This window comes from Paenibacillus mobilis (genome assembly GCF_058267595.1).
In genome coordinates, this window is the sequence record NZ_JBZCMS010000016.1 from 41,386 (window position 1) to 53,725 (window position 12,340).

Annotated in this window: 10 protein-coding genes; 1 reads left to right on the forward strand and 9 read right to left on the reverse strand. The window is 39.2% G+C overall.

The window, feature by feature from the left end; all coding sequences use genetic code 11:
* Positions 1-85: 85 nt before the first annotated feature.
* From AC3ZPD_RS21045 to AC3ZPD_RS21080, 8 genes are all read right to left on the reverse strand, one after another.
* The gene (locus AC3ZPD_RS21045) at positions 86-1,891 is read right to left on the reverse strand and encodes a hypothetical protein (RefSeq protein WP_490986237.1); all 1,806 of its coding nucleotides are present in this window, start codon (positions 1,889-1,891) and stop codon (positions 86-88) included.
* Between the two features lie 94 nt (positions 1,892-1,985).
* Positions 1,986-2,369: a hypothetical protein gene (locus tag AC3ZPD_RS21050; RefSeq protein ID WP_490986238.1), complete on the reverse strand. Its 384-nt coding sequence runs from the start codon at positions 2,367-2,369 to the stop codon at positions 1,986-1,988.
* Between the two features lie 234 nt (positions 2,370-2,603).
* Positions 2,604-4,526: a TnsD family Tn7-like transposition protein gene (locus AC3ZPD_RS21055; RefSeq protein WP_490986239.1), complete on the reverse strand. Its 1,923-nt coding sequence runs from the start codon at positions 4,524-4,526 to the stop codon at positions 2,604-2,606.
* A gap of 24 nt (positions 4,527-4,550) precedes the next feature.
* The gene (locus tag AC3ZPD_RS21060) at positions 4,551-6,275 is read right to left on the reverse strand and encodes a TnsD family Tn7-like transposition protein (protein WP_490986240.1); all 1,725 of its coding nucleotides are present in this window, start codon (positions 6,273-6,275) and stop codon (positions 4,551-4,553) included.
* A gap of 66 nt (positions 6,276-6,341) precedes the next feature.
* Positions 6,342-8,096 carry an ATP-binding protein gene (locus AC3ZPD_RS21065; protein ID WP_490986241.1) on the reverse strand — a complete coding sequence of 585 codons (1,755 nt, stop codon included), beginning with the start codon at positions 8,094-8,096 and terminating at the stop codon, positions 6,342-6,344.
* Positions 8,089-10,269 carry a transposase gene (locus tag AC3ZPD_RS21070; protein ID WP_490986242.1) on the reverse strand — a complete coding sequence of 727 codons (2,181 nt, stop codon included), beginning with the start codon at positions 10,267-10,269 and terminating at the stop codon, positions 8,089-8,091. Before AC3ZPD_RS21070 ends, AC3ZPD_RS21065 begins: the two co-directional genes overlap by 8 nt.
* A 1-nt stretch (position 10,270) precedes the next feature.
* A complete protein-coding gene (locus AC3ZPD_RS21075) occupies positions 10,271-10,474 on the reverse strand; it encodes a hypothetical protein (protein ID WP_490986243.1) in 204 nt (67 codons plus the stop codon).
* Positions 10,440-11,306: a TnsA endonuclease N-terminal domain-containing protein gene (locus AC3ZPD_RS21080; RefSeq protein ID WP_490986244.1), complete on the reverse strand. Its 867-nt coding sequence runs from the start codon at positions 11,304-11,306 to the stop codon at positions 10,440-10,442. The genes AC3ZPD_RS21075 and AC3ZPD_RS21080 overlap by 35 nt, the downstream gene beginning before the upstream one ends.
* Before the next feature lie 219 nt (positions 11,307-11,525).
* Here AC3ZPD_RS21080 and AC3ZPD_RS21085 point away from each other — a divergent pair, with 219 nt between their 5' ends.
* On the forward strand, positions 11,526-12,008 hold the full coding sequence (locus AC3ZPD_RS21085; protein ID WP_490986245.1) for a helix-turn-helix domain-containing protein: 483 nt from the start codon (positions 11,526-11,528) through the stop codon (positions 12,006-12,008).
* A gap of 19 nt (positions 12,009-12,027) precedes the next feature.
* Here AC3ZPD_RS21085 and AC3ZPD_RS21090 read toward each other — a convergent pair whose 3' ends face one another.
* Positions 12,028-12,270, reverse strand: coding sequence for a hypothetical protein (locus AC3ZPD_RS21090; protein ID WP_490986246.1), 243 nt, complete (start codon positions 12,268-12,270; stop codon positions 12,028-12,030).
* Positions 12,271-12,340 lie beyond the last annotated feature (70 nt).

Here is a 12,340-nt window from a genome sequence, read left to right on the forward strand (position 1 = left end):
AATTGTTTGATTCAACTTATATAGTTATGCCAGCATTAACCGATTCATTATTTCTCGTCTGATCTTATGCGACTCCATAATCGCATCACTTCTTGTAGCTTTCAAATGTATCAATCTTATTATTTAGTTTTGGTCGGTTAACTTGATCTAAAAACCAAATAGCATGCCGCATTACAAGTAAAATGAGAAGCGCTGACCATTTATTGTAGATAAAGTCTGTCAAAAAGACGATTATTGCCGTTAAGACTAAGAACAGAAGATGAAGAAACAACTTACGCAGTTCTAAACGCAAAATCGAAGAGTGATTGCGATTTGCTAATGATTTTCCCATATAGTACAAGCAAGCCACAAGCAAATATAGAACCACAAAAGAAGCATGTGCCCGTTTAACATCAGAGCCATAAAGATTTACATAATATACATATAAGGCTGAGAACATTCTGGATAAAAAACCCGATAATATCAATATAACCGAACCAATAGCGAACAATAAAGCTATCGTGAGTCTAACCCAAAAGTGCCGCGTATTCCGAACTTGTTCCAGCTCTACACGGAAGTTTTTATAACTTGTATAAGATGAGGCACCTATCTGCAACAATGACAGTCGAACCAAATTTGGTAAATTCCTTAATCGCTCTAGCTTTTTTTTACATCGTGAGATAATTAATGCACGCTTTTTTTGCAGCCAACTCTTGCGACGAGATCGGTACACGTTCAATAACGGCACACATGAGTGTAGGATATAGTGACCATGAATCATCCCACGGATCGAGCCGCCTCCAAAATAGATCGCCTTACGTAACAAGTGTATTATTTCAGATGTGGGGATGTTGGTGTTGCTGCATGTGCTATCAAATACTTTTTGTCCTTTACTCTTACTAGCCGCTTCTCTATATTTGAATATAAGGATTGGAAATGTTGTACCTAATGAAAAGGGCAAGATCACATATTTCAATGTTTGCTCATAAAACAATCTAAATCCAGTTTCGTCTTTCAACTCAAAATAAGAAAGCATTTCTTTGTTAGTCTGCAAATAATCGAACAATATTTGTGAAATAGGCTGCGCCATAAGAAGTCCGAGAACCGATACTGCTCCGAAAAGGAAGGCCACTGTCTCTAGGGCCAGCCTACTTTTTTCTAATTTATATACGGGTTGAATGATGACATATAGTAGTTGAAATGCGAACGAATACATAAAATTATAAAAGGCAAATCTTTTGTCTGTTCCAGATTGAACAAACATATAAACATAGCTATCAAAAAAATTCTTAATTGGTATCGAATATGGAATGCCTGTAATATGGGATAAGATTTGGTTTACTTCATTTAATACACTTAGGAGAAACGACAAGGAAATAAATGGGCTGGTTAAAGAAATCAATAGTATAAGCCAGCGTCGGCGCGTAATGGATAAAAAGCAAAAGGCATAAAAGATTAATCCAAGCCATCCTGCAAAGAAAAAATCATTAAACAACCACCTATCTAATGAAAAAGCGAAAGGTCCCCACATCCAACTTATAATAATGCCAAAAGACACAAAATAAGAAAATAGCAGCGAGATGCCCTTTCTGAACAATCTCAATCTAGCCTTTAAATCCTCAGCTGTATTATCAATACCAATATAGTTACACATTCTAATTCTATTCCACAGACGACTAGCTAGTCTGGTCTTAGATGCGGTTATTCCCAAGTATGGAATGAACCATAATGCTGCTAATAATACTTTTAAGTACCATGGCAATAAAGAGGAGAAATAAATCAAAAGAATAAGAACATCAACAATAATAAAGCGATTTATTATCCCTAATTTCCGACTACGGCGCAAAACTTTGAAAATGATTTTATTGTTGTAATTCTTATAGATTCTTATAAACGTGTTTAACCTGGCCAATATATAGACCCCCGTTAGGACCCAAGTAAGTTGTAGCAGTTTGAGGCCGTCCTTTTATACTATGCGAATCGGCATCATCCATGCCGTATAATAATTACTGCTCCTGCGTTTCCCAACGTTCTTTACAAATATTCTCTGCTTCCTCAAGAGACATTTGTTCAAGAAGTTGCTCAAACTCAAGAATGATCGCGGCAGCATCCATCGCTTCCAAATAGCCTACTTTATTCAAAGAAGCTATTAACGTACCTACTGCCCTTTTTGCAGTAATCTGGTTACATAGTTGGTAGGTAAGATGATCTATGAATAATTCACTATTGGAAATTGCCGCCTTTTGATTGATTGAATCGTTTGTGCTTAAGAAAATTCGGATTGATTCAAGATAATTAGCAAAGGCATTTTCACTAGGTAGTTTTTTAATATGACGGTCCAAGGAACTTATCAGAAACGCCACTTTCTCGGTATCATCTAGTAAAGTCAAGTACTTTCACCCCCATATTTGTTCGTAAATACTGCCGCGGGTAATGCATGTACGAAATTTGGACAAAGTCTATGCCGATAGGGCCACCTGGCTCACCTAATCTCCCCCCGAGTTCATTTCATATGCTTTATCCTCAGCCATATTAATACTTTATACCTAGTTTATTATCCCATAATTCAATTGACAAGTCTTGTAAAAAGAACCAGGCACATCGATTGCTTGGCTCTTCTACAGTCAAAATGTCATTGTCTCCAAATGGTTAATAATCCTTTCGTCCACCTCTGCTGTACTTTTCCTGTACATCGGACTGAACGTTTTTATACTTTCAAGGGAAATGACTCTCTTGTTGTATTTTTTCATCTGTTCAATAATTACTGTAAGATGGCGGATTAGGTAGTTTTCGTCCGACTCAACTTTGTATTTAATCAACTCTGTAGTTCTTGGGAATTTTCCAGGTGCATACTCTAAATGCTCGGTTATAATCTTGGGGGCATTAGCCAAAATGGTATACTTTCTTATCTGCTCAGCGGGATCTGATCTGTACAGATCATCTGCTGCCGCGGCTAAAACTTCGCTGTATTCTAGATCTAACTTGGCCCAATCCTTCCGAATCCGATTTTTTTTGCTAGGAGGCAAGTTTTGCTCCATCCAATCCCGGTCGTTCTTTAACATTTTATGATACAGATGATTATAGCTCTTAGCCAACTCAGTTCTTGAAAGGTGGCTATTTCCCCGCATTATTGCAAGTATCTTTTTGCGATTTTCTGTTAACGACGTGGAGACCTCTAATGTTGCAGCAACTTCGTCATTATTATACATAGACGATGCCCATAACATTTCAAGCGACTGAAGTATTCTAGTATCTGAAACTGGCTCTTTATGCCGGTTCAATGAACGTTTTACTTGGGTTGGGTATGTCTTTAACCTTTTTGCAATAGCATTATTACTTAAACCACTTGAATGAAGTTCCAATACAGTTGAATGCCACAATGGACCCATTGTTAACACTGCATAAGGCTTCTCGTTACTATGGTCGTTTAATTTCCATCTTTTTGAGAAACTAAAACCACATAGCGGACAACCAAATAATCCCGAAATATATCTTCCATCATGATCAACACGAACACATCTTTTGATAACTCCTAAGTCGTATCCTTCACATACCGGGTTATTGCAAATCCACGGCCCATTTCCAAAAGGAATTGGTATACTAAAGGCTCCGTTCTCCGATATAAAATGTTCAACTGATCCAGATAAAAACATCATAAGCAGCACATAGAACAGGATACTTTTAACACCCTTGCATGAAAGAAAGAAGCTGTCCGAATTAACTTGTCCTTTCCAGTCTGTAGCCATGTAACCTTTTAAGCCATTGTCTTTTAGAAAATTATCGAAATGCTGAAAAATTTTCTTTCTTTCAACACCGCCAGAATACTTCATATATCCTTTTAGTCCCATTATATTTTTCAATTTTGCAAATATCTCTTCCCGCGATATCTTCTTAGAGTAGCTAACCATCTGATAGAAATTAGCAAGAACTCGATGTTCGCTATCACAATTGAAGAAGGTCATTTTTTCTTGGCAACCCGATAAATTGCAACCACATTCACACTCTATAGAAGCTAATAATTGTCCATCTTTCGCTCTTGCCAACTTCTTATTACAGTTTGGACATTTCACAATCAATTTAATTCCATGTTCCGGACAGCATGTTAAGAAGCTTAATTGGTGGGTCCTATGCAAATAGACTTCACCATATTTTTGGCTGTCATTATTTATGCACACAGGGCAATATCGTATGTCCTCTGAAATCAACCGATCTTTACCCTTGCCTAGTAAAACAGCAATGTTGGAATCACCTGCATTTTCGGTGATCTCTTCAACGACTCTTGATAACCGATCATTAGGTATGAATGGTTTGACCCAGTGAAAATAGGTGTGGCTAAACAAAAAATCATCCATTGACATAAATTGGTTTGGCAACTGGTTAAACAAAAAATTCAAGTTGCGAGGAAATACGTTTACACCGTAGACCTTTCTTCCGAATAACTCTGAATTTGTTACCGAAAAATCGCTGTTACCCGAAAGCACATGGTACCTAAATGTAATGGACCTACTATCTTCATCTGGGTATAAGCTCGGTAAATACGATAACATCAAATCGGCCCTCTTTCATGACTGTTACTTGACAAGTTCCATATATTTATCATTAACCATTTTCCTTAATGGATGGTTTAAGCCTGCTAGCTTCAATAATTTCCATCCTAATACCCTACCTTCGGACTCATGAAGCTTGTTTGCAGCCCAAGTTAACCTACAAATTTGATATGTCTCTGTAGAATCGACATGCTTCTTAATGAATTCATTGGTTTTGGGTAGCTTGTCTAGATTCCTCATAAGTTTATGTTTCAGGTTACCTGAATCCGTATGTCTAGCTATTGAGGCCAACGATATTTTTTGCGGATTAGGCAACTGTTTCATCTGTCCGACCGCCTTTATCACCGCATCATACAAAATCTCGTCTCGCTGATCCCAATCCACTTTTTGGTTAACCTTCGTAAGCGAACATCGTTTCTCGTTGTTTCTCCTTGACCCGGTAGTTTGACTTTGGTTTCTAGCCTTATTCAAACCTGCTTTATTCGTATCAAGATGCTCCGTTTGATTTTTTACAGTTCCAGGGTCGACACCGAGAATTTTTGCTTTCTGACGTAGAGATGTATTCGTTTTATTAAGGCATCTTAATTTGTCATACCAAACCGGACCAAACGCTTTAATTCTGCCTATCCGATTCCGAGCCTCATCACATGTATCCGGGCCTCTTCTTGAATATTCAAATCCGCAACTGCAATGGAAGGTTCCAACCGGCTTTGAAGTTGTTAAGCATCGTGTAACTACACATTTCTCAATAACACTTTGATTGTAATGATTAGCCGCTTTATTGAGACATGGCCAGGGCCCGCTTCCAAATGGATAATTGTTGGAGGTGACCGAAATGGCACTGACAGATTTTTCAATAAAACGGTTTAGTAGTAAATGCCTTAGTGGATGCTTAATCTCTTCTTGGTCCCTGATTATTTTATGTAACCATGTATCAGAGCTGTTAGGATCGACATCACAATCTAGATATTCCAATAGTTCATTAGTATATGAATTACGAAAATCCTGAATGAGACGATTAAACCGTACCCGGCCGCCTACTGTTTGGTATCTTTCCATTGGCAACACTCTTCTATAGGATGCAGTCTCCTCTTTAGATTTTGCTTGGGACTGTAGAAGTAAATTTGATTGAACAGCAATAAATGCCAGATGATCCAACCAGTTGACGTCGATAGCGGGTTCGGTATAATCCGACTCGCCGCGCATCGCTAAAGGCACAAATGAAAATTTGTGATGAAGAGTGGAGTATTCTACCGCGCTGACCTTTAATATGCCCTTATGCCATGGACACATAATTACACCGGGCAACTGATGGCAGCGATGCCAATAAGGCTCGCATATCTCACTATCTGTTTTATAGCATTCAGTACAAAATCTGAGCTTCGTCGGCAATTTTATAGAAGAAGCAAGCAAGCCCAGGGAGGCGTGAACCTCCCCTTGTTTACTCCCATTTTCCATCATTAATTGTACTTGATGAATTTTCTTTTGCTGCATAAAGTAAGTGTAATAGGGAAGTAGGGTATGATCATTGATGATTTGGTGAGTCGTATATTGTCCATTCAGATTAACGACAAGACTCGTCAGGTGACTTGGCAGATCTGCAGTCGCACAAACCGATCGATTACCGAAAAGGTCCTCGATGGTTTGTCTTTGTGTCTTATTGCCTGAAATTACATGATATCTGGCAATGCCGCTGTAAAGCAATTCATCTTCATAAAGCGTCGGAAAATAGGCTAGCAATAGAATCACCCTTTCAGATAAGATCCTATTGCTAGTTTTCCCCGTTTTACATAATGCTAGTACTTAATAAATCTATTAGACTATGAATTTTGAAAGCTCATCCTCCGACGGTATACTCCCTATATCCACTAGTTTTTCGTAAATGATTTCCGTATCTTTCTCATTATTCGCTACGGCATTTCTCAGGTCATCCTCATCAAGGATAAGGTGCTGTTTTTTCTTCTTTGGGGCTTTACTGTTCCCCTTTTCTTGAGCCACTCTCTCCTCGTTACCACGAGTTTCCTCTTCATCCGTCATGGAATTGAACGTAATATCTTTAATAAGTTGTTTTCGTAAATCTACTATATCCTTCTCAGCCTCATTAGACTGAAGAACCTTATTAGCAGCGTCATAAGCCATATCGTAAGAAGTCCCAAAATCCATTGCTGTCTTTACAAGTTCAATTAGCTTCTCATCGTCCTGCTCTATCTTTTCATCACGCAATACCTTTGTTCTGAGCTCACCTTGAATATTGACTTTCTCATCTGCCTTTTGTAAATATTGATCCAACACGTTCCATTTAGGATATAAATCATCAATTGCCTCTAATGCTTGGGGATCTTTACTTCTCAAAACCTTTAACATAGGCTGAACCAGCTGCATGTGCTGTTTGGCGACGGTCTCCAGGAGAGCCCCTGTTATTTTTTCATTATCGTTTCCGTCCTCGATGGCTTGCCACTGGGCTAACATGTACAACTTAACCGCAATATCTACAATTCCCTGAGAAAGCTCATACATTTTCTTACTCAAATGAGGCTTTAGAGGCGTTTCAGTAGCAGTCCATTGATATTTCCACAGAGCATTTAAGAAGAACTCCCACTCCTCACCTTCACTTAATCTATCCATGATCAGATCCCCTTGTCCCGTACTTCTTCTTGCTTGACTGAAGGAACCTGAAAGAAGCCTCATTGCCTTAAAGGTCCCTACTAATACCACAGGAACACCAATAGTATTAATCAATTGAGTAAAGTAATTAAGCATCTTCTCAGCGCCGCCACTCTTAAGAAAACTCAAGTTTTGAATTTCATCAATGACTAGTACTCCTAACCCATGTAATGTAGCGATATGAGCCATCACTGGAATTAACATATCTACCGATACTTTTTGAGTTGAAAATTTCCGGAAGTATTTAGTACCCAAATGCGAATCTACGGATTGTAAAAAGTTAAAGCACAGCCCTTTCAGCGAACCATCAAACGGGCAATTTAACTTAAGCCACACCACTTGCTTACGGATAAAAGGTTGCCCTTTATAAGTTGAGTGATGGATTACCTGCGGGTATAAGAGTAACGAGCTCTCGATTGCCGTGGTCTTCCCTTGTCCGCTTACTCCGAGGATAGCGAATCCGGCAGCAGTAGATCTCACCCCTGCGATATTACTTTCTGTTGAATCAACTCCCCCTTCAAGAATTTCTTTAAACCCTATATGGAATTGTCTTATGACTGCTGGAGAGAAAGGATTTCTGGCTTTATAACCATGGCGGATTAATCTTGAAATCCTTTGTTCCACAAGAAAATGTGTAGGTAAAGGCTCGACATAATCGGATATCTGTTGAACAAGATGCAGCCTTGTCTGCCGTCCTAATTTACGTTGCCTTTCATCGTAATCAGGGTATTTTCTGATTTGTAATGCGACATCTTCTTCTTCAAATATCGGAGGTAAACCTTCAATAAAAGGATTATCCCTATAGTCAGGAATCTCCTGATCGGAATAGCTCGCCTCCTCTTGCCTGCCTATAAGACTCGGGGAATAATGATATAAGTCGGCCTGCTGTTGAGCTTGCTTAACCATGCTTCTTCTCCTCCGTTTCCTTCAATTTTGCGAGTAGACCCAACTTTGATTTAGGCCTATATGTTTCTAGAGGGATTACATGATCGTCAGGATTAGATTGTTCGTCAGTCTCCTCATTCGGAGATTTACCCAACTCATAAGCTTGTTCTTTTCGAAGCATATCTCTTTCAACGGCTTTATTTCCTTTAATATTGGACTTCCGTTCAGACTTTGTTAAGGAATGGTCTTGATTATCGGCACTCCGCTTCATTGCCTCTTTCTTAATCGCTTCTAACTTCGCGCTTAGGGTTACCTCTTCCTGAAGTTCCGTTTCATCATAATACATGCTTCTTGACAGTTTTTCCTCGTACCGGGTTGATTTGACCTCTTCAAGGCTCATATTTATGAATCGGGAAGACTTGACCAATAGATCGCATTTTATAAAACCCTTGCCATTGTCCGTCTTCACATAGACATGATTCATACATCTTCTGTCATAAGCGATCGGCACTTTCTGCGTTTTCCCCTTAACGAACCAACCCTGACGCGCTAATTCTTCACAACCATAATACATCCCTTCAAAGTATATCCCCTCCCGATTCACAGAAACTTTTGCCTCGGGCAATACATTCAATCGAACGATATCTGGATGAACATTCTTCAAATAGTGATTATGAGATATCCCCCAATTCCATAAATCCCTTGCAACGGGCCGGACTTTATCTAATGCTTGATCTTTGTCTAAAGGGTAATATTCCATGTAATGATAGTTGTTTCTTTGAAGAATCATCTCGATCATCATTTGTGTAAATTCTTTAAGTGTGAGCTTCGCATCTAAGACGTAATCCGGTCCCCCGCGCTTTTTGTATTCTTTCTTTACAGCACCAGGCGTCCATGGTTGGAGCGTCACATTCAATGTTCGAAATTGCTGTTCCACAATGCCCTTTAGATCAGCACGATACGGAGGCGCGTTCATTATTTTGATTCCTAGCGCATTAGCAAGCGAGTCAGCATTTTTACTCTCCATCTCGCCTCGGTCAGCCAAAAAACTTTCTGGCATATGGTGACACGGCCACTCTTCCTCTGTAATTTCAATATCATACTGCCTGCAGAACTCAACCTTATTTTCCACTGTATTTTCAATAGCCATCATAACTCCAAGCCAGGATGGGCCCTCAAATCCAACATATAACCCGACAACCATATGACTGTATACATCGACAACAATATATACGACAGGCCTTCCAACTATAATATTGGGATCAATCGAACTTACCAAATATACATCCGCAACAGTAGCATCAACCTCGTAGATTTGTCCTGGCCCGGTTGCTTTCCTTGTTTCAGATCCAAGCAAAGGCCTGAAATCACGATTAAATGTAACTTCGCCTTCTCGAGCGATTAACAGCTTGCGTTTGGTATAATACCTTCTGATGTGATATCGCAATTGAGCAATACTTGGCACATCATGTCCTGGGGGTATTATCGGGATCTCATATTTGCCCTTCTTGATGGTATCAATTTTATAATGATTCTTTAGCATCTCAATATATGTATATTTCACGGAGTCCCTTCGATTTATTTTCAAATAAACATCTCTTATAGCCTTATCGAATATTTTTCGATGACCCTCACTTATTAAGACTCCTTTTAACTTGGGATCAACCGAAATGCTGGTTTCTCTGGGTCTACCCATCTTTTTAGTTGGATTCTTCTTACTTCCCTTCCCTCCACATCTTCTGAATCTGGGAAGCAAAGCATTTACCACTTTCCCTCCAGTCCAGTAACAGCGTAAGTATTTATAGTAAAACTTTTTCCCCTTACCGGTCCTCTCCATTTCGCTCTTAATAATTTCATACCGCTCTTTTGGATTGTAGATGTTAGGCTCTAGTTCAACAATGTCTTTGATACATTCCCATGCTTCATCTCTGAGTTTAATTTCTTTAGAGGTTAGAAGTTCTTCCGAAACCATAAACTTTGCATATGGGTCATGCTCGCGCTTAATCATCGTCCCTTCAATAAGTTCCTGTTCAATAGATGAGATACGCTTAAACTCAGGAACCCCGGTTTTTTTTATAATAGAAATAGTAACCGCACAATCCTCCGACTGCTTCAGCCAAATGACCCTCTCACAATCAACAAGCTTTGAATCAGCATCTCTTTTCTCAAGCAGAGTGTTGATAAACAACTCCATGTTATTCTCCTCCTATTTCAATAAAGCTTAGAATAGGTCTTATAATTTCAGTAGGATTGGTCGAGTTAATCACGCATATATCAGCTATTGTTTGATCTATTTTGATCGTTTGAATCGCCTGACTTTCCTTTGTTAATTCGGACTCTAAAACAGACTTTAATGTAGCCTCGCTATTTTCTAGAGATGCTAATAAGATTATTTTCATGCCCAGCCCTCCAGTTTTGAAAATGATTCGCTTGTATTTCTAATCGTTTTTGTGTAGGAAAAATGCGACGACTCATATCAACATCCCACAAGCGATTAGCGATCAGATATCGGACAACATTCATGCTGGTCCCCATTGGTAAATCCATCTTTGCATCAAGATCCAAGGTAATTTTGGCCAAGGGCTTGTCTATATTAACAATCCATTCGTACAGTACTGGTTCCAATTCACAAACCAGTTCATTGTTAAGATACGCCATCTCATCCAAAACCTTGGCCGAATGTAACCATTTCATGTTCTTAACCAAATCGTAATTGATTTGATTTTCCGTAATCAGCCGCCAGTCTATATCCAGATCTTTGAAGTAATACTTCTCTATTTGAAGCTTGTCTAATACCCTTCGATTTAATTTTGACGATGGTTTTACGGAATGAGCTATGAACCTAAGTTCTTGACCTGACTTTACGGTCAATAGCATGTCTGTGGTCATTACAATGGGATGCTTGGTCTTCGGATCAATTGGATGTCTGATGCCCAACTTTTGTGCAATGAACAACGTTTTTTCTAATGGTAACAAAGGATATTGCTCTCTAATATCAATAACGTCCATAGCCCACTCCATTTGATAATGATGAGCTAATTCAAAATGCTCCGACAAATAATGATGCAATCGCCCACTCTTCCAACCCCGAACTCTCGTTACAACTCCATGAGATGGAACATCATGAATGGTTAACCAAGGCTTATATTCCGCAAAGTGCCCATTACCACGCCCTTCCTTAATCCACCTTTCAATTGTTGCTGCTGTTGTGTGTCGACGTCTTTTCGACATGATTATTTCCTCCGCACCAAAATCGATTTTCCGTTTATATTTTAATAAAATTGAACAATTTATAATTGACTCTGATAATAATCGATATTTACTCAACTTGTCAACACCATTAGTCGAGTAATTTACAACTCAAACGCAATATGCTACCATAAAGTAAAGTGTTCACTTTACTGTTCAGTTTTGTATTCAGATAAGCAGATTATGGGTAGGGGGATATATGTGTTAATATTAGGAGAAAGAATTAAAACCTCGCGTATATCTAGAGGGTGGACTCAAGAAAAACTCGCCGGGAAAATCGACACAACGAAACACGTCATCTCTAATTGGGAACGCAACAAAGGTAATCCAGACCCAGAGCAAATTACCGCATTAGCTAATGCCTTTGAGGTTTCGGCAGACTACTTGCTTGGTTTAAGCAATTTTCCCGAACCACATTTTCGGGACCCATTCGGGCAAATTTCCTTTATGCCTGCAATTGACTACTCTTTTGTAAAAGGAGCAGCTTGGGATCTTCCTAAATTGCTGAGTTCTGGCATTACACTAACCGCAGATAATAAAGAAATTACCCCTAAAGACAAGAAACTGATCGCCACTATCATTGAGGCAATAATTAACAGAAATAACGAAGAGATCTGTGAGGATAAAGAAGAGGAACCGCTTGATTCCCCGGCAAGTATGGATCAAGATTCTCTACTGTTATGAGGTGATTTCAACTGCATCATCAATCTTCTGTTAGATCCAGTACCCTTTTGCATATATCACATTGCACCTCGATGAATACCCCAAGCCCAGTGGGAACGAAGGTATAAGCGAATTTAGCGCCTGTAACGTCAACAGGTTTGCATGAATCCCAGTCTTCTATTTTCTGAAACATCTCTTCTGTAATCTTAAAAATCATCGTTCCATCTCCATACTCTTGTTTCATTTTCACCTGATGAAGCCCATCATGAATAGGGGGAAACACAAGAGTTCGGGCCTCCCTCTATACAGATATGCCTTCCAGTTGTTCGATTCTACTCTCTAAGCGCTTCATA